Annotated in this window: 24 protein-coding genes and 1 tRNA gene; 16 read left to right on the top strand and 9 right to left on the bottom strand. The window is 54.2% G+C overall.

Annotation, left to right across the window (positions count from 1 at the left end):
- Positions 1 to 405 precede the first annotated feature (405 nt).
- Entirely contained in the window at positions 406 to 1,308 is a 903-nt protein-coding gene (locus tag BMW46_RS02945) for a LysR family transcriptional regulator (RefSeq protein WP_218141741.1), read from the bottom strand.
- A gap of 248 nt (positions 1,309 to 1,556) precedes the next feature.
- Between BMW46_RS02945 and BMW46_RS02940 the strand changes: the two genes are divergently transcribed.
- The 6 genes from BMW46_RS02940 (at position 1,557) to BMW46_RS02915 (ending at position 8,726) form a co-directional block, all read left to right on the top strand.
- Complete coding sequence (locus tag BMW46_RS02940; protein ID WP_074704323.1) at positions 1,557 to 2,189, top strand: isochorismatase family protein; 633 nt, start codon at positions 1,557 to 1,559, stop codon at positions 2,187 to 2,189.
- A gap of 110 nt (positions 2,190 to 2,299) precedes the next feature.
- Entirely contained in the window at positions 2,300 to 2,926 is a 627-nt protein-coding gene (gene ycaC / locus BMW46_RS02935; RefSeq protein WP_074704320.1) for an isochorismate family cysteine hydrolase YcaC, read from the top strand.
- An 81-nt stretch (positions 2,927 to 3,007) separates the two neighbouring features.
- The gene (locus BMW46_RS02930; RefSeq protein ID WP_074704317.1) at positions 3,008 to 4,888 is read left to right on the top strand and encodes an amidohydrolase; all 1,881 of its coding nucleotides are present in this window, start codon (positions 3,008 to 3,010) and stop codon (positions 4,886 to 4,888) included.
- A 51-nt stretch (positions 4,889 to 4,939) separates the two neighbouring features.
- On the top strand, positions 4,940 to 6,301 hold the full coding sequence (locus BMW46_RS02925) for an alginate export family protein (RefSeq protein WP_081355641.1): 1,362 nt from the start codon (positions 4,940 to 4,942) through the stop codon (positions 6,299 to 6,301).
- Complete coding sequence (locus BMW46_RS02920) at positions 6,298 to 7,944, top strand: MFS transporter (protein WP_074704311.1); 1,647 nt, start codon at positions 6,298 to 6,300, stop codon at positions 7,942 to 7,944. Before BMW46_RS02925 ends, BMW46_RS02920 begins: the two co-directional genes overlap by 4 nt.
- 83 nt (positions 7,945 to 8,027) lie before the next feature.
- The gene (locus BMW46_RS02915) at positions 8,028 to 8,726 is read left to right on the top strand and encodes a pirin family protein (protein WP_074704308.1); all 699 of its coding nucleotides are present in this window, start codon (positions 8,028 to 8,030) and stop codon (positions 8,724 to 8,726) included.
- Between the two features lie 235 nt (positions 8,727 to 8,961).
- On the opposite strand, the gene tilS is transcribed toward BMW46_RS02915, so the two are convergent.
- A complete protein-coding gene (gene tilS / locus BMW46_RS02910) occupies positions 8,962 to 10,311 on the bottom strand; it encodes a tRNA lysidine(34) synthetase TilS (protein WP_256376928.1) in 1,350 nt (449 codons plus the stop codon).
- 25 nt (positions 10,312 to 10,336) lie between these two features.
- Positions 10,337 to 11,305, bottom strand: a complete 969-nt coding sequence (locus BMW46_RS02905) for an acetyl-CoA carboxylase carboxyltransferase subunit alpha (protein WP_074704302.1) — start codon at positions 11,303 to 11,305, stop codon at positions 10,337 to 10,339.
- Positions 11,306 to 11,510: 205 nt separating this feature from the next.
- Here BMW46_RS02905 and BMW46_RS02900 point away from each other — a divergent pair, with 205 nt between their 5' ends.
- On the top strand, positions 11,511 to 13,184 hold the full coding sequence (locus BMW46_RS02900; protein WP_074704299.1) for an ABC-F family ATPase: 1,674 nt from the start codon (positions 11,511 to 11,513) through the stop codon (positions 13,182 to 13,184).
- A gap of 60 nt (positions 13,185 to 13,244) precedes the next feature.
- Here the strand turns inward: BMW46_RS02900 and ampD are convergent, their stop codons facing one another.
- The 4 genes from ampD to ispB form a co-directional block, all read right to left on the bottom strand.
- Positions 13,245 to 13,790, bottom strand: a complete 546-nt coding sequence (gene ampD, locus BMW46_RS02895) for a 1,6-anhydro-N-acetylmuramyl-L-alanine amidase AmpD (protein ID WP_074704610.1) — start codon at positions 13,788 to 13,790, stop codon at positions 13,245 to 13,247.
- A gap of 71 nt (positions 13,791 to 13,861) precedes the next feature.
- A complete protein-coding gene (locus BMW46_RS15705; protein WP_074704296.1) occupies positions 13,862 to 14,104 on the bottom strand; it encodes a PP0621 family protein in 243 nt (80 codons plus the stop codon).
- 277 nt (positions 14,105 to 14,381) lie between these two features.
- Positions 14,382 to 14,458 (bottom strand) — tRNA-Pro (locus BMW46_RS02885).
- Positions 14,459 to 14,616: 158 nt separating this feature from the next.
- On the bottom strand, positions 14,617 to 15,585 hold the full coding sequence (gene ispB, locus BMW46_RS02880) for an octaprenyl diphosphate synthase (RefSeq protein WP_074704293.1): 969 nt from the start codon (positions 15,583 to 15,585) through the stop codon (positions 14,617 to 14,619).
- Positions 15,586 to 15,777: 192 nt separating this feature from the next.
- On the opposite strand from ispB, the gene rplU reads away from it, so the two are divergent.
- The 7 genes from rplU to BMW46_RS02845 all read left to right on the top strand — a co-directional run bounded on the left by rplU (position 15,778) and on the right by BMW46_RS02845 (position 19,645).
- Complete coding sequence (rplU, locus tag BMW46_RS02875) at positions 15,778 to 16,089, top strand: 50S ribosomal protein L21 (RefSeq protein ID WP_074704290.1); 312 nt, start codon at positions 15,778 to 15,780, stop codon at positions 16,087 to 16,089.
- Positions 16,090 to 16,101: 12 nt separating this feature from the next.
- Complete coding sequence (gene rpmA, locus BMW46_RS02870) at positions 16,102 to 16,359, top strand: 50S ribosomal protein L27 (protein ID WP_011381133.1); 258 nt, start codon at positions 16,102 to 16,104, stop codon at positions 16,357 to 16,359.
- Between the two features lie 72 nt (positions 16,360 to 16,431).
- Positions 16,432 to 17,496: an Obg family GTPase CgtA gene (gene cgtA, locus BMW46_RS02865; RefSeq protein WP_074704286.1), complete on the top strand. Its 1,065-nt coding sequence runs from the start codon at positions 16,432 to 16,434 to the stop codon at positions 17,494 to 17,496.
- Between the two features lie 183 nt (positions 17,497 to 17,679).
- The gene (locus BMW46_RS02860; protein ID WP_011381135.1) at positions 17,680 to 17,895 is read left to right on the top strand and encodes a hypothetical protein; all 216 of its coding nucleotides are present in this window, start codon (positions 17,680 to 17,682) and stop codon (positions 17,893 to 17,895) included.
- Positions 17,896 to 17,907: 12 nt separating this feature from the next.
- On the top strand, positions 17,908 to 18,423 hold the full coding sequence (locus tag BMW46_RS02855; RefSeq protein ID WP_074704283.1) for a hypothetical protein: 516 nt from the start codon (positions 17,908 to 17,910) through the stop codon (positions 18,421 to 18,423).
- Positions 18,417 to 19,250 carry a hypothetical protein gene (locus tag BMW46_RS02850; protein WP_074704280.1) on the top strand — a complete coding sequence of 278 codons (834 nt, stop codon included), beginning with the start codon at positions 18,417 to 18,419 and terminating at the stop codon, positions 19,248 to 19,250. Before BMW46_RS02855 ends, BMW46_RS02850 begins: the two co-directional genes overlap by 7 nt.
- Positions 19,247 to 19,645 carry a thiol-disulfide oxidoreductase DCC family protein gene (locus BMW46_RS02845; protein WP_074704277.1) on the top strand — a complete coding sequence of 133 codons (399 nt, stop codon included), beginning with the start codon at positions 19,247 to 19,249 and terminating at the stop codon, positions 19,643 to 19,645. Before BMW46_RS02850 ends, BMW46_RS02845 begins: the two co-directional genes overlap by 4 nt.
- A gap of 64 nt (positions 19,646 to 19,709) precedes the next feature.
- Here BMW46_RS02845 and BMW46_RS02840 read toward each other — a convergent pair whose 3' ends face one another.
- Positions 19,710 to 20,984: a PepSY-associated TM helix domain-containing protein gene (locus tag BMW46_RS02840; protein WP_256376927.1), complete on the bottom strand. Its 1,275-nt coding sequence runs from the start codon at positions 20,982 to 20,984 to the stop codon at positions 19,710 to 19,712.
- A 4-nt stretch (positions 20,985 to 20,988) separates the two neighbouring features.
- On the bottom strand, positions 20,989 to 22,656 hold the full coding sequence (locus BMW46_RS02835; protein ID WP_074704274.1) for a cyclic peptide export ABC transporter: 1,668 nt from the start codon (positions 22,654 to 22,656) through the stop codon (positions 20,989 to 20,991).
- A gap of 472 nt (positions 22,657 to 23,128) precedes the next feature.
- On the opposite strand from BMW46_RS02835, the gene BMW46_RS02830 reads away from it, so the two are divergent.
- The gene (locus tag BMW46_RS02830; RefSeq protein ID WP_074704271.1) at positions 23,129 to 24,223 is read left to right on the top strand and encodes a GNAT family N-acetyltransferase; all 1,095 of its coding nucleotides are present in this window, start codon (positions 23,129 to 23,131) and stop codon (positions 24,221 to 24,223) included.
- Positions 24,224 to 24,233: 10 nt separating this feature from the next.
- Positions 24,234 to 25,541, top strand: coding sequence for a lysine N(6)-hydroxylase/L-ornithine N(5)-oxygenase family protein (locus tag BMW46_RS02825; protein ID WP_074704268.1), 1,308 nt, complete (start codon positions 24,234 to 24,236; stop codon positions 25,539 to 25,541).
- Positions 25,542 to 25,644: the final 103 nt, after the last annotated feature.

The raw sequence follows: 25,644 nt of genomic DNA, 5'->3' as shown, positions 1-25,644 counted from the left end.
TATCGTTATTGAATAAGTAATCGGCAAACTGAGCGCAAACTTGAGTCACGCGTCCAGCTCCTGATCCTTGATCGAACTTAAGGGATGAATTAGGTATCGTTCACCGTACTGCTCTTCGATGGCAGCACTCAAGTGAAGACTATGTCTTGAAGATTCCCAACTTATTATTTTCTGTGGGGATAAGTGTGAGTGTAATACGTTAGCATCAGGATCCAATCTTCTACGCCTGCTCGAGGAATGCCTTCGCTAATCCTAAGACTTCCATCATGAAGCGAATATCCTCGGTATATCCCGATCAGCACGATTTCGTTTGGCCCCAGTCCTGTAGCCACTCGCAAAAGCATGCTGGCTTCCTGTAAGTCAATGATTTTGTGAAGGTGTCCTTCCAGATAGAAACAGAATAATTTATGGGGTGCTCAACTCCCGCTCCCAAGGCGGCTCTCCCTCGAACGCCGCAACCAAGCAATCAATTACTGCACGAACTTTCTTCGGCAGATGCCGGTTGCGCGGATAGATGGCATAGACCGTATCCGCAACCGGGGATGCGGTCGGCAAAGCGTTGATGAGCTGACCGCTCGCCAGCGCCTTGGCGACGATGAAGACTGGAAGGACGCAGATACCGAGACCTGCAATAGCCGCATCCCGCATTGACTCGCCGTTATTGGTGACAATCCTGCTCCGGACAATCAGCGAATGAGGAATGTTTCCAGATCCTTTGGGTTCGAACTGCCAGATTTGACCAGGGGAGGCATTGACATAGCCAATGCACTCGTGGTTCGCCAACTCTTGGATCGTTGCCGGCAAACCGGCACGCTGAGCATAGGCGGGACTACAACAGACCACGCGACGGCTCACTGCCAACTTGCGGGCTACAAGGGATGAATCATGGAGTCGTCCGATACGGATCCCAAGATCGTAGCCTTCGCCGGGTAGGTCGGTACTCCGGTCGTCAAGGTCCAGCACAAGACCTAGACGTGGATAGTCGCTAATGAAGGAAAAAAGAACCGGCCCAAGGTAAGTAGTCCCGAATGTCATGGGCGCAGCAATTCGTAGCGATCCGCATAATTCATCTTGCTCCATGAGTTCTTCCGCTGCCTGATCAAGCTGTCGAACAATTGAACATGCCCGCTGATAGAATGCAGCCCCCTTATCTGTTGGAACCACTCCGCGTGTTGAACGATGCAGCAATTCAACCTTTAACACAGCCTCCAGGTCACTGATACGTTTGCTGACAACTGACTTCGACAAACCCATGCGCTGGGCCGCAGTGCTGATGCTCCCGGTTTCCATCACCTGTAGAAAGGCCAAAATATCATCAAGTCGATAATGCATTGTTCTGAATTTTCGAACACCGATTTCTAGAAAAGACTAATTCCGAAGCAATCTGGGAAAGAGTAATTTATAGACTACATTGAATAGGTATACGACGATGCGAAATCCACCTCGGATGAGCAAGAACCATTATTTTACGGGCTTGTTAAAAGCTATAAAAAGGAAGCGGCCGAAGCCACGCTCATGAAGCCTCTTTTATTAAACTCTAAATCAAGGAAGAAATTATGAGTCACATCAACCCCGACGATAGCGTCATGCTTCTTATCGATCACCAGAGTGGATTGTTCCAGTTAGTCAAGGACCTCCCCGTGCCGGATCTGCGCCGCAATGCGATTTCCCTCGCCAAGGTCGCTGCGCTGCTCAAGATTCCGGTCATTACCTCTGCCTCGGTTCCCGATGGCCCCAACGGCCCATTGATTCCAGAAATCCACCAGGCTGCCCCTCATGCCCAGTACGTGGCACGCCGCGGGGAAATCAATGTCTGGGATAGTCCTGACTTCGTCAAGGCTGTCGAGGCGACCAGGCGCAAAACTCTGATCCTTGCCGGAACGCTTACAAGCGTGTGCATGGCCTTCCCATCCATCAGCGCGGTGGCCGCAGGGTATACCGTATACGCCGTCGTGGATGCGTCGGGCAACTGGAGCAAGATGGGAACCGAGCTGACTATCGCCCGCATCGTGCAAGCCGGCGTGATTCCAATCGACACGGTAGCGGTTATTTCGGAGTTGCAGAAAACCTGGAACCGGCCAGAGGCGATGGGGTTTGCCGATATTTATGCTGACTACCCCATGCCCCATTATCGATTACTCATCGAAAGCTATGACAAGGCACAGGCGGTGCAGAAGGAGAAAAAATGAGCCGCGTGCTTATTTTCGCAATATTCGTGAGTGATCCTATCGCAGCTTGAAGAACTCACCGTTACTTTCTTATTATCCCGATCCAATCAAAAACCACGAGGAATATAAAAATGGACAAGACTTTCAAATACAGCCGACTCTCCAAGGATGATGCAGCTTTGCTGATGGTGGATCACCAGGCTGGCCTGATCTCGCTGGTGCAGGATTTCCCCCCAAATGAATTCAAGAATAACGTCCTTGCCTTGGCGGACTGCGGCAAGTACTTCAAGCTGCCGACGATCCTGACCACCAGTTTCGAGGATGGTCCAAACGGGCCGTTAGTGCCGGAACTCAAGGAAACGTTCCCCGATGCGCCATACATCGCGCGGCCCGGCAATATCAATGCGTGGGACAACGAGGACTTCGTCAATGCGGTCAAAAAGACGGGACGCAAGCAACTCATCATCGCCGGGGTGGTAACTGAAGTTTGCGTGCTTTTCCCGGCACTTTCCGCCATCGAGGCGGGTTTTGAGGTATTTGCCGTCGCTGATGCTTCAGGCACTTTCAATGAGGTAACGCGTCACGCCGCCTGGTTCAGAATGCAGGCGGCGGGTGTACAGATGATAAATTGGTTCGGCGTGGCCTGCGAACTGCACCGCGACTGGCGCAACGATGTGGAAGGCTTGGGGGCCTTATTCTCCAATCACATCCCGAACTATCGGAACCTGATGACGAGTTACTTTGCCCGAACCAAGTAAAACACAGGAAGGCTAAAAGGCAGAGGAAGGCGTCACATCTCTCGCCGGACATGCCGATTATTCTTATTTCAGGAGGAACCGATGAGCAAACCCAGCGCCGAACTGATCCTCCGCAACGGCCAGTTTACGACCTTGGATCGCGGGAATCCGCAAGCAACGGCCGTCGCAATTTCCAACGGCTGTTTCAGCGCCGTGGGAGATGACGACGAGATAATGCGCCTTGCCAGCAGCAACTCGCAGGTGGTGGATCTCAATCGCCGTCGCGTCATTCCCGGTCTGACGGATTCGCATTTGCACTTCATCCGAGGCGGACTCAGCTACAACCTGGAGTTGCGCTGGGACGGCATCCCCTCATTGGCTGACGCCATGCGCCGCCTTAAGGAACAGGTTGCGCGCACGCCTGCACCCCAATGGGTGCGTGTCGTCGGCGGCTTTACTGAAATGCAGTTTGCCGAAAAACGATTGCCAACGCTCGATGAAATCAATGCGGTGGCGCCAGATACGCCGGTCTTCATCTTGCATCTCTATGACCGCGCATTACTGAACCGAGCAGCCCTGCGTGCCTGCGGCTACGATCGCAATACCCCTAATCCGGCGGGTGGCCTGATTGCCAAGGACTCCAACGGGGAACCGACGGGCCTGCTGCTGGCGGAGCCAAATGCAATGATTCTGTATGCGGCGCTGGCCAAAGGCCCCAAATTGCCTTATGAGTATCAGCTCAATTCCACACGCCACTTCATGCGTGAGATGAATCGCTTGGGCTTGACCGGAGCAATCGATGCCGGCGGCGGTTTTCAGAACTACCCGGATGATTACAAGGTCATCGAGGACCTGCACAAGGCTGGCGAACTGACTCTGCGTATTGCCTATAACTTGTTTACGCAGAAAGCCGGGCAGGAAGTCTCCGATTTCACCAGATGGACAAAAATGGGAAAACCCGGTGATGGTGACGGCTACTACCGCCACAACGGTGCGGGTGAAATGCTGGTTTTCTCCGCGGCGGACTTCGAAGATTTCCGCATGCCCCGCCCGGATATGGCGCCGGGCATGGAGAACGATCTGGAAGCAGTGGTGAGCATTCTCGCCAGCAATCACTGGCCGTTCCGGCTGCACGCAACCTACAACGAGACGATCTCGCGTGCACTGGATGTCTTCGAAAAAGTGAACCGGGATATTCCCTTCGATGGCATACACTGGTTTTTCGACCATGCCGAAACCGTGACGGACGTCAATCTCGAGCGCATTGCCAAACTCGGCGGCGGTATTGCAATACAGCACCGCATGGCCTACCAGGGCGAGTTCTTCGTCCAGCGCTACGGCAGCAAGGCCGCGGAGCGCACGCCGCCCTACAAGCGCATGCTGGAAATGGGTGTAAAGGTGGGCGCAGGCACCGATGCCACCCGCGTGGCCAGTTACGACCCATGGAATGCCCTCTATTGGCTGATTACCGGCAGGACAGTGGGAGGCCTGTCGCTCTATCCCGAGGCCAATCTGATAGACCGGGAGACAGCGCTACAGCTCTACACGCAGGCCAATACCTGGTTCTCCAACGAGGAAGGCGTCAAAGGCCAGATCAAGCTGGGTCAATATGCCGATCTTGCGGTGCTGTCCGACGATTATTTCGAAGTGCCGAACGAGCAGATCCGGAATATTGTTTCCGTGCTCACGGTCGTCGGCGGACGCATCGTCCACGGTGACGACGAGTTTGGCACGCTGGCCCCGCCCTTGCCGCCGGCGATGCCGGACTGGGCGCCGGTGCAGCATTTTGGTGGCTATTTCAAACCTTCCAGGGCTGTATCAAGCGGACCGGTCATGAATCGACAGGCCGAGGCACTCTGCGGTTGTGACACTCGTTGCTCCGTGCATGGGCACGCACACGGGCGAGCCTATCAGAACGCTGTCGACATCACCGGGCAAGGGGGCTTCTGGGGCGCGCTTGGCTGCTCGTGCTGGGCGGTATGAGTGCTTATTAGTCCTCGCTTGCTCTGCAAACTGGCAGCAGTTTTCCGCTCGATGCCTATTTCAATGGCCCGGCGGCCGGCACAGTACAGGAATCTGGGGCTGGGTGCTGTGGTACTGGCCCTGGCAGCGCCTGCGCATGCATCCGAGTACAAGCCTCTCCGGTTCGATGAAGACTGGAGTCAAGTGTGTGACAAGGTCAAGCCCAAATGCTGGCATATCGGAGAATCGGCCACTTTGACCCTTGGCGCCAATGCGCGTGTACGCGCTCAGCATTACGGGCCGGATAATTTTGGTATCGGCAGCGGTAGCGATAGTTATGTCCTGTTTCGGGGGCTTGCCCATGGCGACCTGAGGGTTGGAAAGCATGTGCAGGCATTCGTACAATTCGGAGCATATGACGAAGCCGGCCGCGCTGGCGGACCCGTCAGCACCGATCAGAGCAGCCCCGATCTGCAGCAAGGGTTTCTGGCGTGGAACGGCGACATGTTTTCCTTTCGTGCGGGTCGACAGGAAATGACACTTGGCACCTCGCGGCTCGTCTCGGTGCGGGAGGGGCCCAATATTCGCCTTGCTTTCGACGGTGTACGTGCCAGCTGGAAACAGGGATCGCATCGCATCGACGGATTCACCTTTCGTCCGGTTGTCAACAAACCTGGAGCTTTTGACGATACCGACAATAAGACCCAGTGGCTATATGGATTGCATGCCTCACTCGCTCCGGAAAGCATCAAGCTCCTCAAGCTCGATCTCTACTGGCTTGGCTATGAAAGAGACCAAGCACGGTTTGCGGCGGCACAAGGACCAGAACATCGACATTCCTTCGGTGCACGGCTTTTTGGTTCCAAGAAAGGTTGGGACTGGAACGTGGAAACGGTATTTCAGACAGGTCATGTCGGCGATCAAACCATTCGTGCCTGGACTGTTGCCACCGATACCGGTTTCACGTTCGCCACGCTGCCATGGTCACCCCGCCTCAGTCTGAAAGCGGATATCGCCAGCGGTGATAAAAAACCTGGAGATGGTCAGCTTGGTACCTTCAATGCGCTCTATCCCAACCCTACCTATTTCAGCGAAGCAGCACTCTTGGCACCGGGCAATATCATGGATTTGCAGCCGGCCGTGACGATCAGACCCATCCCGTCACTGACATTCCTTCTGGGCTGGAATTTTTTGTGGAAGCATCACAAAGCAGATGCCGTTTACACTCCGCCTGCTCCCTTGGTGGCAATACGCGAAACAATTGGAACCGGCCGATATATCGGCGACCAGATCAGGCTGGAGGGCACTTACCTTCTCGATCCACAATGGGAAATCCGCGCTGCCGCAGTCCATTTTCGGGTGGGCGATGCCTTGATTCAGGCTGGCGGCAGGGACGTGACATTTCTTATGACAAGCCTGGGTTTTCGCTGGTGACCAAACAAGCTGGCAATGAAGTATCGAGCGGAGGGCGCTCCGGCACCTGGGCACCGCTCAAGATACTGCCATTCAGGGCATTCTGGTTTGCCGCGCTTGGTTCCAACATCGGAACTTGGATCAATGGCGTATCATCCGCCTGGGTAATGACCGACCTGTCTCCCTCGCCGGTGATGGTATCGTTGGTGCAGGCGGCAACTTCGTTGCCAATGGTACTGTTCGCGCTGGCTGCAGGTGCGCTGACTGACATTGTAGACCGGCGGCGTTATCTTCTCTTCACGCAAATATGGATGGCAGCGGCGGCGACAATGCTCACCGTACTTGCTGCTATCGATCAGATCGATATCTGGAACCTCCTGATTCTGACCTTTGCCTTGGGCATCGGTGCATCACTGGCAACTCCCGCGCTGAATGTCACCGCCCCCGAGCTCGTTCCCAGGAGTATGTTGCCGGAAGCGGTCGCATTGAGTTCATTGTCGATGAACCTGTCGCGTTCCCTCGGTCCAGCCATTGCCGGCGTATTGCTGGCCCAGATCGGACCATGGGCTGCTTACGGCCTGAATGCGCTCTCGTTTATAGGCATGATTGTCGTCCTTTGGAGGTGGAAACGCGAACCGGAAGAGCGATCGCTGCCGCCCGAACGCTTCTTCCAGGCATTGCGTGCCGGGGTACGTTATGCTCATGTAGCATCGCCTTTCCGCGCGGTGCTGATTCGTACCACGGCTTTTATTCTCTTCGCGGCTTCAGGATGGGCGCTGCTTCCGCTGATTGCGCGGGTCGAACTGGCGGGTGGTCCGGGAACATATGGATTGCTGCTCTCCTTCGTGGGCCTCGGTGCTGTAGGCGCCATCCTTTTCCTGCCGCGGCTGCATGAGCTTTTGTCCCGCGATCACCTGGTGCTGGGGGCAAGCCTGGTTTATGCCGCGACGATCATAGCGCTGGCAACACTGCGGAACGAAGCGGCGCTTTGCGGCGCCATGATGGTATCCGGTGCGGCGTGGGTGGGTGTGCTCTGGTCACTGCAGGTTGCGGCGCAAACAGCCGTCCCCGCCTGGGTGCGCGGGCGGGCATTATCCCTCTACATCATGGTGTTTTCCGGCGGAATGGCGCTCGGAAGTCTCGTCTGGGGCTGGGTTGCCGCCAGCACCACTGTTCCCGCCGCGCTCCTGCTATCTTCCGGCGGGATCATGGTGGCAGCGCTGGCTGTACGCAATTTCAGCCTGGGCTCTCGGGAGATTCCCGATCTTGCTCCTTCCTACCATTGGGCGCATCCACCCACGGTGGAGGAATCGGATTTGCGGCGGGGACCGGTGCTGGTAACCGTCGAATATGAAATCGCGCTCGGTCAACGCAAAGCCTTCCTGGAAGCAATCCGGCCGCTGGGAGCAATGCGTCGGCGGGATGGTGCGTTTGCCTGGGGAATCTTCGAGGACCTCGACAAACCGGGACGTTATATCGAATTCTTTCAGCAGGATTCGTGGCTCGATCATTTGCGCCAGCATGCTCGCGTTACCCGCGAGGATCAGCGTGTGCAGGAAAACGTCAATCGTTTTCATACGGGCAATGAAGCACCGCGCGTTTCACATTTCATCGGCGGCGCACCGGCAGCGTCAACCGACAGTACAGCGGCGACGGGGACATGACTCAGGCATAAAGAGGAAACTGCCAGGCAAATTGCCGAACTTGATAGTCCCCCTTTTTCCATCTCACTGAAAGGAGCATTTACATGATCGAACTACGTCGCGCCCATGAGCGGGGTCACGCCGATCACGGCTGGCTGAATTCCTGGCACAGCTTTTCTTTTGCAGACTATTACGATCCTGAGCATACGCAATTTCGTTCGTTGCGGGTGATCAATGACGACACTGTCCAGCCTGGGCAGGGTTTTGGCACGCATGGACACCGCGACATGGAGATTGTCAGCTATGTGCTGGAAGGGGCGCTGGCGCATAAAGACAGTACTGGGGGCGGTTCAGTGATCCGCCCCGGTAGCGTGCAGCGCATGAGTGCGGGCACGGGTGTACGGCATAGCGAATTCAATGCGTCACAAAGTGAAAGAGTCCATTTCCTGCAAATCTGGTTCCTGCCCAACAAGACGGGTATTCCGCCCGGCTATGAAGAGAAATACTTTGATGAAGCGGAAAAGCGCGGGAAGCTACGCCTGGTTGCCTCGCCGGATAGCGCCAATGGCTCTGTAAAAATACAGACCGATGCGAAGATGTTCGCTGCGCTGATGGATGGGGACGAGCGAATTGAACAGAGTATCGGCTCAGGCAATGACGTTTATATCCACATCGCACGCGGTCGTGTATCACTGAGTGGCCATACGCTTGAAACGGGAGATGCCGCCATGCTTACCGGCGAGGATCGTCTGGTTCTCGATCAGGGTCAAAAAGCGGAAGTGCTCGTGTTTGAATTGTGGTGAAACATGTCGGGGCCCGCGCGATAACAATGGATCGGTTCCGGGGTCCGGGGTTAAATCCGGAATGACAAATCCATAATATGGATCAGGAGTTCCTGGATTCCCCTTTCGAGCGAATGATGTCCGAAAAAATGGGAATTGCGTTTAACCCGGGTTCCAGAAAATATCTCAGCAATAAATATTTGTCATTTCCGCGACAGCGGAACCCATTCATTCCATCGGAACCAGAAATCAAAGATCAGGGTGAAACAAGGTTCCGCTGCCACTCCACCAAGAGACCCTGTTCGTCGCCCGCTGCCTGAAAATCGCAGTCTACGCCAATCCCCGGTACGCAGATCAGCTGCTCCCCGCTGAATATCAGCGGTAACCTTTGCCGTTGCCAGGGTGGCAGGGATGCTTCCCGTAGCAGGTTTTTAAGGCTCCGGCGCGGACGGTTACAGTCCGTACGCAGCCGTTCTCCGCCCTGGCGCAGACGGATCGTTACGGGCTGCTCGTTGATCTTTTGCAAGCCGAGCCCTGCGCCCATACAACGTGTAAATCGGAGGGTTCCGCCAAGCTCGGGAATGGGAAGCTGCTCTTCTCCTCGCCAAACCAAATGCCAGCAAGCCTCAGGAATCGCTTCCACTTTTCGTATATGTACCCGATCTCGGAAGCACCGGATTTCTGTATTCCCGAAAACGACATGCAGTTTTGTATCGGGGCACGAGGAGAGCAGTTGCCGCAGGATTTCTTCGAGCTTTACCGTGCTGGGCAGTACGACGGCATGCTGCGTCAGCGTGTAGCGCAACAGGTTCCGGGCACGCGGAAAACCCAGTTTCCGCAGGTCTTCGACGTGGAGTTTTCCGGGTACTGTACATTGCGCGCTATCGACTTCGGCCAATTCATCCAGTAAAGCGGAGGCCTCTGCCATATGGCGGCTGGCGCGCAGGAAAGTCGTACGGTAAGCGGGAAAGCGCTTTTCCAGCAGCGGAAAAAGTTCGTGGCGCAGAAAATTCCGGTCGAAAGATATCTCGTCGTTGCTTTCGTCGGTAATCCACTGCAAGGCACGCGCTCTCGCGTAGTCTTCGATCTCCCGCCGCGAAACGTCGAGCAGAGGCCGAAGCAGCTTCGGCCTGCCTTCGAGTGCAGGGATGGAGTTCACCGAGACTGCCTCACCCATTTCTTTTCGCCCGGTCCTCACGACCGGCATCGCGCTCAGACCCTTTACCCCTGCGCCACGCAGTAATTGCAGCAGCAGCGTTTCCGCCTGGTCGTCCAGATGCTGGGCCAGCACTATATAATCCGTTTGAAGACCCCTGAAGATGCGATAGCGCTCTTCACGCGCTGCGGCTTCCAGACTGATACCCGGTCCTCGCGCGACTTTTACCCTGGCAATTTCAAGGGGAATGTTTCGGGACTGGCACAGATTCCGGCAGAACTCACTCCATTTATCTGCATTGGGGCTGATGCCGTGGTTGACATGAACGGCCGAGAGCGGGAGTTGCATTTGCGAGGCAATTGGGACGAGCAGATCCAGCAACACCACTGAATCCACTCCCCCGCTCAAAGCGATAGTCAGATGATCGGCGCTTTGGACCCGGGTACGCAATACATGCTGCGCTCTGCGCGAGATATTATCTGACTTTGAGTTCCTTGAACTGGCCATATCCCATGAGCCGCTCAAAGCGTTTCTCCAGCAACATTTCGGTGGAATAGTCCTGCAGGAGCTTGAGCGAGTCCTGCAAGGCTTTCTTTACGGCTTGCATGGTAGCGGGCTGGTCGCGGTGAGCGCCCCCGGAAGGTTCGTTGATGATCTTGTCTATCAGACCCAGGGTCTTGAGTCGATGCGCCGTGATTCCCATGATCTCGGCAGCTTCAGGCGCTTTCTCAGCGCTTTTCCAAAGGATGGAGGCACAGCCTTCCGGAGAAATGACGGAATAGGTTGCATATTGCAGCATCTGGATGGCGTCGCCCACTGCCACCGCCAGCGCGCCGCCAGACCCGCCCTCCCCGATAACGGTGCAGATCACGGGCACTTTCAACTCCGCCATTACATACAGGTTGTGTCCAATCGCTTCTGATTGACCGCGTTCTTCGGCCCCAATGCCCGGATATGCGCCTGGCGTATCGATGAACGTGAACAGCGGGATGGCGAATTTTTCTGCCAGACGCATCAGGCGCAGCGCCTTGCGATACCCTTCGGGCTTGGGCATGCCAAAATTGCGATGAATTTTTTCCTTGGTGTCGCGCCCCTTCTGGTGACCGATAATCATGACTGTCTGGCCATCAAAACGCGCCAATCCGCCTATTATGGCGTAGTCATCCGCAAAGCCGCGATCGCCATGGAGTTCTTCGAAATCCGTGAAAAGATTCTGAATGTAGTCGAGCGTATAGGGGCGCTGCGGATGGCGCGCGACTTGTGAAATCTGCCAGGGCGTGAGCTTCCCGTATATGCTGTTGGTGAGGGACTGGCTTTTCTTTTGCAGACGCAGGATTTCGGCTGAAATATCGACCGCTGAATCGTCCTGGGCAAAACGCAATTCTTCTATTTTTGCTTCAAGCTCAGCAATCGGCTGCTCGAAATCCAGAAATGTAATCTTCATAAAACACCGATTTAAGCCGAAACGGTAATGATACAGGATCAGGCGAAAACCGAGGAATCTCTCAGTAAGCCGGATGTCTGCGAGTCCTATTTACCGGTTCCCTGTTTGTCCCTCTGCGGAGGATCATAATTCCGTTTCTGCTGTAGGAGACGTATAATGGAAGGTTTTTTCCAATCCCTTCGCGGGGACAAAGAGAGGAAAGACGTTGATTACAACAGCCAATATCACCATGCAGTTTGGGGCAAAACCCCTGTTCGAAAATGTCTCGGTTAAGTTCGGCGATGGCAACCGCTACGGATTGATCGGCGCCAACGGGTGTGGGAAATCGACCTTCATGAAAATCCTGGGCGGCGATCTGGAGCCTACTTCCGGCAATGTCAGTGTCGATGCGGGTGAGCGCGTGGGAAAATTGCGCCAGGATCAGTTCGCTTTCGAAAATTGTCTCGTAATCGATACGGTGATGATGGGGCATGAAGAACTATGGCGCGTAAAGGAAGAACGCGACGCAATTTATGCCAACCCCGATGCGACGGAAGATGACTACATGCGCGCTGCGGAACTGGAAGCAAGGTTCGCCGAACTGGATGGCTATTCCGCCGAAGCGCGCGCCGGAGAACTGCTACTCGGCGTGGGCATACCGCTGCCGCAACATCAGGGGCTGATGAGCGCTGTGGCGCCCGGCTTCAAACTGCGCATACTGCTTGCCCAAGCATTGTTTGCTGATCCGGATATCCTGCTCCTGGATGAGCCCACCAATAATCTCGATATCAATACCATCCGCTGGCTGGAAGACGTCATCAACGCCAGCAGGAGCACGATTGTCATCATTTCGCATGATCGGCATTTCCTGAACAGCGTATGTACCCATATGGCTGATCTGGATTATGGCGAAATACGCATCTATCCCGGAAATTACGATGACTACATGCTCGCCTCTACCCAGGTGCGGGAGCGCATGCTGGCCGACAACGCGAAGAAAAAAGCCCAGATTGCTGAATTGCAGTCGTTCGTGAGCCGCTTTTCCGCCAACGCCTCCAAGGCCCGGCAGGCAACCAGCCGTGCCCGTCAGATCGAAAAAATAAAGCTGGAAGACGTGAAACCTTCAAGCCGACAATATCCATACATCCGCTTGGACATGGACGAGCGCGAGAAACTGCACCGTCTGGCGGTATCGGTGCAAAGCATTACCAAAGGTTTTGCGGGAATGCAAAAACCGCTGTTCCACAAATTCAGCATGAATGTGGAAGCGGGCGAAAAAATTGCGATTATCGGTCCGAACGGCATTGGCAAGACCACCTTGCTGCGCTGTCTTGCCGGCGATCTGTCGCCTGATGCGGGAGAAGTCAAATGGGCGGAGAAAGCACGTCCTGGCTATTTTGCGCAGGACCATGCCGCAGACTTCGGCAACGATATATCGCTTACCGAATGGATGACGCAGTGGCGCCGCGAACACGATGATGACCAAGCTATACGGAGTGTGCTTGGGAGATTGCTGTTTTCCGGCGATGAAGTCAGAAAATCGGTGAACGTCATTTCCGGCGGAGAGGAAGGGCGTATGCTGTTTGGCAAGCTCATGCTGCAAAGAAACAATGTCTTGCTGATGGACGAACCTACCAACCATCTCGACATGGAATCCATCGAATCGCTTAACGCAGCGCTGGAGAAATATACAGGCACGCTGATTTTCGTTTCCCACGATCGCGAATTTGTATCCTCTCTCGCAACACGTATCGTTGAAATGAAACCAGAGAGAATCGTCGACTTCAAGGGCAACTATGAGGACTATTTGCGAAGCCAGGGAATTTTTTCGGATGGCGTGAATGCGCGCGGAAATAGTTCTACCGCGGCCAAGGAAAAAGCGCGCGCTTCATCCAGATGACGGATGGGATTTTTTTCCGATGTTTATAGCCAAGAGGCTGCGCAAGACTCGAAATAAGGCTTAACGCGGGGCAGCGAGGGCGGTGCGGTAACGCTCCCAGTCGAAACAGGGGCCCGGGTCAGTCTTGCGACCCGGGGCAATGTCGGAATGCCCTGCGATGTGCTTGATGGGATACGCCTTTTGCAGTTCCAGCGTGAGCTCGACCAGCATTCTGTATTGAGAATCGGTGAAAGGCTGCGAATCGGTGCCCTCGAGCTCGACGCCGATGGAAAAGTCATTACACCGGCTCCGGCCCTGCCAGCAGGACTCCCCCGCATGCCAGGCGCGTTTTTCGCACGGGACGAATTGAATGACCTCTCCTGTCCGGCGAATATAAAAGTGACTGGAAACCTTGAGGCCGTGAATGGTGCGGTAGTAGGGGTGAGCTTCCGGATCAAGCTTGTTGGTGAATAACTCGGCTACACCGTCCCCGCCAAACTGATCGGGAGGAAGGCTGATGTTGTGGATCACGAGCAGTGAAATCGCGCACCCGACCGGCCGTTCGTCAAAATTGGGTGATGCGATGAAGCGGATGCCGTTCGCACATCCCGTTGCGTCGACCTGCATGAGGAACTCATCCTGTCGGACACCGCCCGCCACGTTATTTTGCCGGCTGTAACCCATTTGTACCGGCGGGTTCACGATTCAGATTGCAGGTGCAGTCGCCGATGCTCATCGCTGCAGAAAAACCTGCCTTCCGAAGTAATACTTTCGCTTCTGGGTAAATGAACGCCGCAGTAGACACATCGGACCATATCCTCACCTTCGAGAGATTGAGGCTGTTTATGCATCTCCTCACGTTTTTTGAGAGCGCGACGGTAGCTCCTTATTACCCAGAAAAAAAGAAGGGCAATAAGGGCGAAGAACAGGATTCTACCCAAGGTGGAATCTCCATTGCGGCATCGAAACCGGCGGCAAGCAGTTAAATGACATGTACGGCATTCTACCGCTTATGCAATAGTGTGCAAGCTTGAGGGGAGATAAAAATCCACCGAATCCACCCTCTCCCCTGGCCCTCTCCCACAAGGGGGAGAGGGCCAGGGGAGAGGGTCAAATCTGATCGGCTTGCATACAGTCAGGAATGAATGACGCAGATATTCTGCATATGACAGCGTTTCCAGTAAAAGTAGTCGAAAACGCCAATGTGAACAAACCGAATGGTCGGGGTGAGAGGATTCGAACCTCCGACTCCTGCGTCCCGAACGCAGTACTCTACCAGGCTGAGCTACACCCCGAAAAATCAATTTTGATACTGGCGATGCCTGGAGCAATTCATGTCAGGCACGTGGGCTGCAATTGTACGCAGGAAGGGGTTTCGGAGCAATCCAAATTAGCGCGGTGACTGTGCCACCGCGCCCCTGCCAAGCAGGCGAATTAGGTCCAGATAAAACTATTAATAATTTCTCGCCACCGCAAAGGTGCTCAGATCCAGCAGGCATTGCTTGTAGTCTGAATCCGGCAGTGAGGAAATCATATTGGACGCGATCTCGGATTCGGCCTGTGCTCGTTGTCTGGCATAATCCAATGCGCCGGTCTGCTGGATAACTTCCAGCACGGGCTGAAACCCCCCTTCGCCTCCCTGCTCGATGGCGCTGCGTATAATCTCCGCCTGGGCGCTCGATCCTGTTTTCATGGCATAGATCAACGGCAGGGTAGGCTTGCCTTCTGCCAGATCGTCACCCAGATTCTTGCCGGTTTCCTGATAATCTCCGGAATAGTCCAGCATGTCATCGGTAAGTTGGAATGCGGTGCCGAGATGCATGCCATACACGGCCATCGCCTCTTCTTCCGCTGGCGTGGCATTACCTAGGATCGCACCGAGCCGCGTTGCAGCTTCGAACAGCTTCGCGGTCTTATAGCGAATCACGCGCAGGTAATTTTCCTCATCAACGTCCGGATCACGAACATTGAGCAGTTGCAACACTTCGCCTTCAGCAATCGTGTTGGTTGCATCGGCCAATACCCGCATGACCCGCATATTATCCACCTCGACCATCATCTGGAATGCCCGGGAATATAGAAAATCCCCGACCAATACACTGGCGGCATTTCCGAACAGGGCATTTGCAGTCGCCTTGCTTCGCCTCAGTTCGGAAGCATCCACAACGTCGTCATGCAGAAGGGTTGCCGTATGGATGAATTCCACGATGGCAGCAAGATTGTAATGGTATTGTCCGGTATAACCGAACGCGCCTGCTGACAGGATTACCAAAGCGGGCCGTAGACGCTTCCCGCCGCTGTTGATGATATATTCGCTTACCTGCCGGATGAGCACGACCTCCGAATGGAGTTTTTCACGAATTACGGTATCCACCCTGCCCATATCGGGGGCAATCAGGCTTCTGATACGTTCAATTGACACGGAGGTTCCTGCAAAAAAGATGCCATGGTAGAAATGTCGCCGCCAACGTGTCAAGTTCGAAAACAGGCAAAACTCGGATCGGGACACAAAACTCATCCACAACAGACCTTTACCTTAAGTGGGTGACTCTGTATAATCCGCGTCTACTTCTTTTCATGGCTCCCTGGCGGGCGCAATAAACAGGATTTCATCATGTACGCAGTCATAAAAACCGGCGGGAAGCAGTACCGGGTCGAAAACGGCTTAAAACTCAAAATAGAACAGGTACCAGCAGAAATCGGAAGCGAACTTCTGATCGACCAGGTATTGATGGTTGCTGACGGCGACAATATTTCGCTGGGGAAACCCTTGGTAAGCGGCGCTTCTGTCAAAGCAACCGTACTGGAGCAAGGCAGGCATGACAAAGTCCGTATTTTCAAGATGCGCCGGCGCAAACACTATCGGAAGCAGCAGGGGCACCGGCAGAACTACACCGAAATTCAGATTACCGGTATTTCGGTATAAGGAGAGTTTGGCATGGCACATAAAAAAGCAGGTGGCAGTTCCCGTAACGGGCGAGACTCCAATTCCAAGCGCCTTGGCGTGAAACGCTTTGGCGGTGAGCTGATTCCGGCTGGCAGTATCATCATCCGCCAGCGCGGCACAAGAGTTCATCCGGGCGAGAATGTTGGAATGGGCAAGGATCACACACTGTTCGCGAAGGTGGACGGCAGGGTAAACTTCACGGTCAAAGGGTTGCCACAGCGCAAGACAGTAAGCATTATCCCGGCTTAATTTATTTTATTTCTCAGGAAAGCCCTATCAGCCGATAGGGCTTTTTTGTTTGCATCACGGTAAATTGATTCCATGAAATACATTGACGAAGCGATTATCCATGTAATCGCTGGAAAAGGTGGGGATGGCGTCGCAGCTTTCCGCAGGGAAAAATACATTCCCAAAGGCGGCCCGTCCGGAGGTGATGGCGGACGCGGAGGCAGCATTTATGCGGTGGCCGACCGCAACATCAATACCTTGGTGGATTACCGGTTTGCCCGCATCCACCGCGCAAAAAACGGCGAAAACGGACAAGGCTCGGATCGTTACGGAAAAGGCGCCGAGGATATTGTGTTGCGCATGCCCGTTGGCACCGTTGTCACCAACGACGCTACCGGAGAACGGGTGGCCGACCTGGTCCAGCATGATCAGAAAATCCTGCTGGCGAAAGGCGGCACGGGGGGATTGGGCAATCTGCACTTCAAATCCAGTACAAATCGCACGCCTCGGCAATTCACGCTGGGTGAACCGGGAGAGGAAGCCAACCTCAAGCTGGAGCTCAAGGTTCTTGCGGACGTGGGACTGCTCGGCATGCCCAACGCGGGCAAGTCGACGCTGATTCGCGCAGTTTCAGCGGCACGCCCAAAAGTAGCTGATTATCCTTTCACCACCATGCACCCTGCTCTGGGTGTGGTGCGCGTGGATCAGAACCGCAGTTTCGTAATGGCTGATATTCCGGGGCTGATCGAAGGCGCAGCGGAAGGCGCGGGACTTGGACACCGCTTCCTGAAGCATCTTGCACGTACCCGCCTGTTGCTGCATGTCGTCGATATTGCGCCGCTCGATGAAGCGGTTGATCCGGTGCATGAGGCCAAGGCTATTCTCGAAGAACTGAGGAAGTATGATGAAGTGCTCTATCGCAAACCGCGCTGGCTGGTGCTCAACAAGGTTGATCTGCTGCCGGAAAATGAGCGCGAAAAAATATGCAGGAAATTCATCCGTAGCCTTGGCTGGAAAGACAAGAATTTTGCCATCTCAGCCGTGACAGGGGATGGCTGCAAGGAACTGACCTACGCGATCATGGAATTTCTGGAGCGGGAATCGATGGACGAAAATCAGGACCTGGCAAAATTTGCGGAACCGGATACATCCGATTGATTTCCCTCCGGGTCCATTAACAGGCGCCATCCATTGCGATCCCCTTTCATTCCTTTACAGCAGCGGAGCTCACAGCAGCGTACATGGCGCACAAGTTGTACTACACTTAATCAGATTTCCAGATAAAGCCCTGCTGCGCTTTTCCGGCTGACATTAAATTTAGAATATCTTGACTATGGAGGAATGATGACAAAACTTGCCGAGGCGGAACTTGCGGGACTGGATGCCGTTATAGAAGCAAGAAGAATGACGTCCGATACGTCCGACAAATATGAGCAGATCGTGATACCCATTGGTAATGCCGGCACGGCTGTAGCGGGTGATAATGCAGGCTTATCAGGGGGAGAGGGCCTGTCGCTGGGCGTACTCATGAAACTTCGCGAGAACGCGCTTAGCTGATATGAACTCACCATGTCATTAGTCTCTATCCTGCTTTATTCGGTAGTGACTCTTTGGCTGGTAGTCACATTATTGGCGCAAAACTCGCGCTTCCAGTCCGTCATCAACCGGTTTAACGGACTCCATATCATTCCGCGCTGGACATTCTTTGCGCCTAATCCTGGGGTCAGGGATTATCACCTGGTTATAAGGGAGCGTTACCGCGATGGGCGGCTGACAGACTGGAAAAGCGTGGCTGTTTATCCACCGCGTCCGAAATTGGCGTACTTGTGGAATCCACAGAAGCGCGCATCGAAGATTCTGACCGATGCGATTCAGGCAATAAAGCTGTTATTGAAACACGACGATGTAGGACCCTCCGGACTTCCTTTCACTGTCCCCTACCTCCTTCTTTTGCATTACGCAGCCCATGCTGTGCCGGCCGAGCCGGACGCTGCCGAATTTCAAATCGCGATTATCGAGTCTACAGGGCACCTTGAGCGGGAACTGGAATGCTCATTCCTTTCCAGTTTTCATAGCCGATGGTAACTGAAGGCATGGCGGACATCGCCTTATGCCTTCTCATCACCAAGACTCTATTGGCCGCATGGGCCCTCCTTTCCGCAGCGGAATGGTTTGCCAACCTTCACCTATTTCGATCCGATGGCTTGCTCACATGGAATATCCTGCGCCTGCGCCCACGTCTTTTAATCCCCGTATCCGTTCGCCATCATGTGTATGCGGAATCCGCTGTAATTGCTGTCCTGGTATGCCGTATTGCCGCAGGGCTTCTGCTGCTGATCCCCTACCCTAGTCCTGCGGATTTGCCGTGCAGCCTGCTCATTCTGCTTTCATGCTTCTACATGTCACGCCGCACGTGGTTCGGTGGCGATGGCTCGGATCAGATGGGAATGGTCATTGCCGCAGGTGTTGCCATCATTTCCGCCGGCCTTGCGCTGGATGACATGAACCTGGCGGCCTCTGGTGTTTTTGCCATCAGCGGTCAAGCGGTCCTCGCCTATTTTGTTGCCGGCGCCGCTAAGGTTGTTTCGCCGGTCTGGCGAGATGGAAATGCGTTGCTCGGTGTGATGAAAACTCGAACATACGGACACTCCCTTGCCGCGAGTTTTGCCGCAGAGCGGCCCGCCTTCTGTAAGTTCGTATGCTGGCTGACTATCGGGACGGAAATGCTGTTTCCACTCGTTCTATTGGCACCCCCCGGCGTGGCGATTGCAAGTCTTTGCTGCTTCGCCCTTTTTCATTTTGCCAATGCCTACTTCATGGGATTGAACGCGTTCGTCTGGCCTTTTCTCGCGACTTATCCGGCTGTCATGCTAGCTAATTCGGCGGTTCGAAACTGGATGGGCTGGATATGACAGCAACTGCGAGTGATTCAAATCGCCTCTCCATCATTTATGACGGGGAATGCCCTTTTTGTGCGGCGTTTGTGAAGCTTTACGCTTTACGGAAGAATATAGGCGGGATAGAACTCATCGACGCCCGGACAAGGCCTGATCTGGTCGCGGAGTTGCGGGCCCAAGGCATGGAAATCAATGAAGGCATGGTCGTGATATGGCAGAGGCATTATTACCACGGGGCCAATGCGATGCACCTTCTCTCCATACTCAGTGCTGACAGGGGACCTTTTGGAAGACTGAACAAATTCCTGTTCCGCAACAGAAATGCCGCTGAGGTGGTTTATCCTGTGCTCGCGGCCGGCCGCAGAGTGGCTCTATCGTTACTGGGCAGAAAAATGATTCCGCACCAATGACGGTAAAGGCGTTTTTTCCGAAAATCAGAAAGGTGCGGAAACGACAAAAATCAGGGCAATACAGCTATACCTCTCCTGCTCCCTTCATCAGCATTTTCTTTCGCGCCCAGCGCTTCTTCTGCCAGATGATCACTCCCGTAACTGACAGCATCGCCACCAGCAGGCCCATGACGGATACGAAAATGCGACCCGGAAGACCGACGATACGTCCGGAATGCAGCGGAAACTGCGCCTGCATGAAAATATCACCCGCACTGCCCTCACCCGGCACATTCGCTCCGACGGATGTTCCATCCTTGCCATCGAAGAAAAGCGAGGGGTTCCCCAGCCCTGCATCGCCATGGTCGTTCCCCGGCTCGAAGAAGATGACACCATAAACCCCTATCTCGGGATCATAAAATATGCCGCCAGGAGGCGTGCTCCATCCGCGCTTTTCCGCTTCGGTTATCGCACGCTGCAGGATAGTGTGGCGATCCACCATTGGCTCGATAGGCTGGTCGGGAGGATTGGGAGTACGTGTAAAGGGGCTGGGCGACAGCGTCGAAAACAGCGATACCAGCGGTCGCATGACCTGCTGGTTGAGATTCATCGACACGGCGGTCACGGCCAGAACCAGCAGGAATCCCCATACCCACACCCCACCGGATCGATGCAGATCGAAGTTCAGCCTTGCTCCTCCCTGCCGCCAGCGGAATGCGAAGGATTTGGTCCATGCACTCGCCTTGGGAAATGAAATCCACAGAGCAATGAAGCAATCGAGTGCCCAGATAATCGCGAGAGTCCCCATGAACAGGATACCCAGCTCGATTCCAAACCCATCCGGAATATGCATGCTGTAATGCAGCTTATATAGAAACGGCAACAGGTTCTCACGGCTGAGCGAAATTTCACCCCACATGCGCTTGCCGCGCACTTCCCCATCAACTGGGTCGAGGGCTATCTGGTTGAAATCCAGATCGAAGGCCGTGCCTGTTGCCGGATCGAGGCGTGGCTTCACTACCAGCCCAATGTTATGCCCCGGCTCGACGGAGAGTGGAACCCAGGTCACCAGTAACCGGGGGTCCGCTGCTTCCAGCCGGTCGGTCAGCAGCAGTGGAGGCTGTGGCATGCCGCCAGCATTCCGGGCCTCGAAGAGCTGAGGATTCAGCCACTCATCCAGCTCATGATCCCAGGAGATGACCGCGCCGGTAAGGCCGGATACGAAAAGAAATGCAGCCAATAGAAGACCTGCCCAGCGGTGCGCCAGCACTAGAAAATTGCGCCCGATCGAAAGTTTCTCCGCGCGTCGGGTATCTTGTGCTCCGGCTACGCTCGGCGGCACCGTGATCATTCGTTTCATTGCTTCATGTCACACCATTAAGTACCAGCGGCGGGACCGGGGTTGCGTGCAGGGCATCTTTCAGAGATGGGCAGCCATTGAACGTCAGACATCCGCTCTCCATACGTATCAACCGGTCAGCAAGATGAAAGTAACGGTCATCGTGCGATATCACCAGTACGGCCTTGCCCATGGCGCGCAATTCCGGAAGGAGCTCGCGGTAAAAGACCTCCTTGAATACCGGGTCCTGATCCGCCGCCCATTCGTCGAATATAAAAAACGGGCGATTCTCCAGATAGGCAACCACCAAAGCGAGACGTTTGCGCTGTCCTTGCGAAAGCGCAAGCGTAGTGAAAGCCCCGTTCTGTACTTTAACCTTGTTTTGCAGGTGCAGTTTGGCTAAAAGCCGGTTGCCTTCATTATCCAGGTCAACCCTGCTCGTTTCAAGCAAGCGATCGAAAAGATGAAAATCCGAAAAAACTGTCGAAAAAAGCTGTCTGTAGAGATCGCGGTTTGTTTCATCGACCACTTTCCCATTGAAAACTATCTGGCCTTCCTCCGGCGGATAGAGTCCAACCAGCAATTTTGCCAAAGTGGTCTTGCCGCTGCCGTTGCCTCCCACCAGGAAAGTAATCTCTCCGGGACGGAAATCCAGATCTATGGGACCGAGGGTAAACAATTCATCGCTCTGTTCATGATAATACCGGTGCAACACGCCTCGGAGCGCGAGGGACTGCAAGCTGGGGAGAGAAGAATAATCGGTCTCGATCTCCTGAGTCGTCATCGCCCGAGTTATTTCCTCGATCCGCTCCGCAGAAACCTTGGCCAGATTGGCACGGGGAATATTCAACAGAAGCGCTTCGAGCGGTCCCACCATGTAAACGAACACCAGCGCGTAGCCTGTCATGACCAGAGCGCGGTCAGGACCATCACTCACCAGCGCGAATAGTACCATCCCGATAAACACATAGAGCAGGAATTGGGCCCAGCCACCGGATGCGACGAAGACGGACATTCCAAATGTCCTTTCACGGCGCACGGTTTCGATCGAGCCCGACAGCACATCCTCATAGAATGCCTTCCGCTTCCGGTTATTGAGGCGAAGCTCCTTGGCCCCGTCGGTCAGGGATCGAAAATAGGAAAACAGTTTGTCCTGCTCTTCGGACGCAATATTCAAGTGACGTATTGCGCGCAGATGCGCAAGATGATATCCCACGGACCCCAGACCGACTACAAGGATAGCGAGCATGAATACTTGCCATGAAAGCCATGCCATATAAAGCAGACATCCGGCGACGATGACGGCATTCATCAGGATGACGGGAAAGCTCACAAAGAATTCGGCAACGTGCGTGCAATGCTCGGCGAGCGCCGACTGTATGCGCGCAGCTCCCACCGTTTCAAGATTACGGTAGTCGGCGGCAAGCACCTTTCTGGCGACAAAACTGCGCAATTCCGCATGCGCCCGTTGTCCCAGGCGCTCGAAAAGGATCGCTGCGCTTACATAACTCAGCATCACGGCAACGGCAGTGGCAATAAAAACAAGCGCCAGGGTTCCGCGTTCGCTCTCGGTCGCGGTAAGGGCGGAACTGATCTGCGCGATGAGCAACACGCTGCAAGCACCATGGAATACTGTGACCAATGAAGCGCCTGCCAATAATACCCTGGATTGGTTGATGAGATACTTGAGCATGGCTGTCCCGCAATGAAATGGATATCAGGGAAGACGAATGAGAATTAAAATTATTTACGCTTGAACGGTTCATGTCACCTCTCGGTTCACGTCATCTCCTGTTAATCACCAAAGCAGGTTCCGGGCATTTCATTCCTTGGAGCAATTTCGCTCCTTAGGGCAATTTCCTCTTGCAGGGCCTGGAAAGACAATTGCAGCAAGAGTGTTTGTCGTTATCCGCCTAGGCAGTTATCCCCTTACGCAGTTACCCTCTTGGCCCTTCTAATCCCCCATTTCCTCTAGAACAGAGTTCCCTCCTACTTCTCCCAAGGTCCACGCTATCACAATGAGCAATTAATCCAGCAGCAATTGTAAAAAATAATGTTTCTCATTCGTCTTTAACCAGAATAACAACGCGAAATACAGCGAACACGAATAACAGCGACAGCGTAGCCTGACAGCACGTTCTCACAATACTTATCCGGAAAACGAGATGGGACATTTACACGAGCAAGGCCAGCATCTCTCGGCTTGTGCCGCGTCGATTACTTGCCGTCCCGATCGGACGGCATATTCGGCTACGCTCGACGGCAACACCTTGCTTTTACAACCGGTGAATGGTGTCGAAAATTCGCGGTGGCAACTGGGCCAGCAGGCTGACGGGCTGACTCTGGAATGGATGGGATCCGATGCTGAAAAACCAAAGCTCGTGGAAGTATTGGCGGCAATTGAAGCTGCGTTCGTCAGTTTTCCTGTCGCAGATAAACTGAATCTCCTGGCTCCTTTCGATCAGGCCGAAGAACTGCTTCGATCAGGTCTTCTCCTTCGAGACAAGAGCGGTCAGACCACAGTGGATATCGAGCTTTTCTGGCAACAGCCGAAAATATGGCTGGTGCCGCCTCAGCCCTATGCCTTCCCCGTGACCTATGTGCTCAGCGAGGGGCGCCGCCATCCACTGCGCCCCCCCAAACCGGCCGGCATCGTATACCAGCGCCATATCGATTGGCTCGGCCGTACCCTGTCATTTCGCACCGTGGACCTTCACCGGGACCTCGAACGCTTCAGCCGCTGGATGAATGATCCCGTAGTAGCGGCATCCTGGCGGGAAGAAGGCGATCTGGCAAAACATCAGGCTTATCTGCAAGCCATTTCTGCGGATCCTCATGTCACAGCCCTTATCGCGAGTCTCGATGACGAGGCTTTCGGTTATTTCGAAGTTTACTGGGCAAAAGAAGACCGTATTGCTCCTTTCTATGATGTGGATGACTTCGATCGAGGCTGGCACGTGCTGATCGGCGAAGCCCGCTTTCGTGGCAAGCCTTTCGTCACAGCCTGGCTGCCATCAATCTCCCATTACCTGTTTCTCGACGATTGCAGGACGCAACGCGTCGTCATAGAACCTCGTACGGACAATTACAAAATGATTCGCAATCTCGCCAGGTGCGGTTATGCGAATCTCAAGGAATTCGATTTCCCCCACAAACGCGCCATGCTCGGCATGTTGTTGCGGGAACGCTTCTTTGCAGAACGACTGTGGGTTCCACGCGATGTCATCGCAACATCCTGTTCCATATCTTCTTTATCCTGAGGATATCGCTATGCAAATACATGACCTGATCGGTATCGGCTTTGGCCCCTCCAACATTGCGCTTGCCATCACCCTGGAGGAAAAGAAACAGGAAGGATACGACGTAGACGCGTTTTTTATCGAGAAACAGCCGGGTTTTGCCTGGCACCCAAACATGATGCTGGACAATGCGCATATGCAGATTTCCTTCCTGAAGGATCTGGTCACCCTGCGGAATCCCTCCAGTCACTTTACATTCATCAACTATCTCCATCAAAAACAGCGGCTGCAGGACTTTATCAACCTTAAAACCTTCTTTCCCAGCCGCCACGAATTCAACGATTACCTCGCCTGGGCCGCCTCCCATTTCGACGATCGGTGTGCTTACGGCGAAGAAGTTCTGGAAGTGCTACCGGAGAAGCGTAATGATGAAGTGATGCTGCTGCGCGTACGTTCGCGGGATTCCACCGGAACTGTGCGGGAACGGCTGGCCCGCAATCTCATTGTCAGCGTCGGCGGTGTTCCCAGCATCCCCGAATGCTTCCAATCGCTGAAAGGTGACAAACGCATATTTCATTCGAACAGCTATCTCCGCGAGATCGAACGGCACAAGGAAGCGAGAAAAATAGCGGTCGTGGGTGCAGGTCAAAGCGCATCGGAAATTTTCATGGATCTGCACAATCGCCCGAATGCTCCGCAGGTTGACCTGATCATGCGTGCCCGCGCAATCAGGCCATCGGACGACAGCCCCTTTGTAAACGAAATCTTCAATGCGGATTTCACCGACTTTGTTTTCAGTCGTTCGGAGCACGACCGGGTTTCTCTCCTGGAGGAGTTCTGGCATACCAATTACGCTGCACCCGATCTCGTTCTGATCGAACAGATTTTCAATGTGTTCTACCAGCAGAGAGTGACCGGCAATAACCGCCACCGCTTTCTGCGACGTCATGAAGTCGCAAGCGTCAGTATCTTGCCGGAAGGCGGTATTCAATTGCTTCTGCGCAATTTGAATGGGGGGCGGGAGTACAGCGCTGTCTACGATGCGGTCGTGCTTGCAACCGGCTACCGACGGGATTATCACAAATCCTTGCTGAAACCCCTTTCACCCTACCTGAGTAACTTCAGCGTAGACCGCAACTACCGGCTGAAAAGTACGCAGAATTTTCGGCCTGCCATCTTCCTTCAGGGGGCCTGTGAATCAACCCATGGATTGAGCGATACGTTGCTTTCAGTTACAGCGGTTCGAACGAACGAAATAGGACAGGCGCTCATGAGCATGGTCAATGATCCGGTTGCGAAGCAGGCAGAAAATCCGGTGCGCGCAGTGGCCGTCCGTTGAATCTTGAAAACGAAAATCTACTTCAATCTCATGAATACGAGTTGATAACACCTCCCCCACTTACAATTTTTTAATTACCAGCAACTACAAAAAAATGAAAGCC

Source organism: Nitrosospira multiformis (assembly GCF_900111585.1).
GTDB lineage: Bacteria > Pseudomonadota > Gammaproteobacteria > Burkholderiales > Nitrosomonadaceae > Nitrosospira > Nitrosospira multiformis_B.
The sequence above is the reverse complement of the archived record's forward strand: the minus strand, read 5'-3'. Positions and strand labels throughout refer to the sequence as shown.

Excerpts from the sequence above, each read along its gene's own strand:
- BMW46_RS02940 (WP_074704323.1), top strand. The coding sequence starts at position 1,557 with ATGAGTCACATCAACCCCGACGATAGCGTCATGCTTCTTATCGATCAC.
- ycaC (WP_074704320.1), top strand. The coding sequence starts at position 2,300 with ATGGACAAGACTTTCAAATACAGCCGACTCTCCAAGGATGATGCAGCT.
- BMW46_RS02930 (WP_074704317.1), top strand. The coding sequence starts at position 3,008 with ATGAGCAAACCCAGCGCCGAACTGATCCTCCGCAACGGCCAGTTTACG.
- BMW46_RS02925 (WP_081355641.1), top strand. The coding sequence starts at position 4,940 with ATGCCTATTTCAATGGCCCGGCGGCCGGCACAGTACAGGAATCTGGGG.
- BMW46_RS02915 (WP_074704308.1), top strand. The coding sequence starts at position 8,028 with ATGATCGAACTACGTCGCGCCCATGAGCGGGGTCACGCCGATCACGGC.
- BMW46_RS02905 (WP_074704302.1), bottom strand. The coding sequence starts at position 11,305 with ATGAAGATTACATTTCTGGATTTCGAGCAGCCGATTGCTGAGCTTGAA.
- ampD (WP_074704610.1), bottom strand. The coding sequence starts at position 13,790 with ATGCAGGTCGACGCAACGGGATGTGCGAACGGCATCCGCTTCATCGCA.
- rplU (WP_074704290.1), top strand. The coding sequence starts at position 15,778 with ATGTACGCAGTCATAAAAACCGGCGGGAAGCAGTACCGGGTCGAAAAC.
- rpmA (WP_011381133.1), top strand. The coding sequence starts at position 16,102 with ATGGCACATAAAAAAGCAGGTGGCAGTTCCCGTAACGGGCGAGACTCC.
- cgtA (WP_074704286.1), top strand. The coding sequence starts at position 16,432 with ATGAAATACATTGACGAAGCGATTATCCATGTAATCGCTGGAAAAGGT.
- BMW46_RS02860 (WP_011381135.1), top strand. The coding sequence starts at position 17,680 with ATGATGACAAAACTTGCCGAGGCGGAACTTGCGGGACTGGATGCCGTT.
- BMW46_RS02855 (WP_074704283.1), top strand. The coding sequence starts at position 17,908 with ATGTCATTAGTCTCTATCCTGCTTTATTCGGTAGTGACTCTTTGGCTG.
- BMW46_RS02850 (WP_074704280.1), top strand. The coding sequence starts at position 18,417 with ATGGTAACTGAAGGCATGGCGGACATCGCCTTATGCCTTCTCATCACC.
- BMW46_RS02845 (WP_074704277.1), top strand. The coding sequence starts at position 19,247 with ATGACAGCAACTGCGAGTGATTCAAATCGCCTCTCCATCATTTATGAC.
- BMW46_RS02840 (WP_256376927.1), bottom strand. The coding sequence starts at position 20,984 with ATGAAACGAATGATCACGGTGCCGCCGAGCGTAGCCGGAGCACAAGAT.
- BMW46_RS02835 (WP_074704274.1), bottom strand. The coding sequence starts at position 22,656 with ATGCTCAAGTATCTCATCAACCAATCCAGGGTATTATTGGCAGGCGCT.
- BMW46_RS02830 (WP_074704271.1), top strand. The coding sequence starts at position 23,129 with ATGGGACATTTACACGAGCAAGGCCAGCATCTCTCGGCTTGTGCCGCG.
- BMW46_RS02825 (WP_074704268.1), top strand. The coding sequence starts at position 24,234 with ATGCAAATACATGACCTGATCGGTATCGGCTTTGGCCCCTCCAACATT.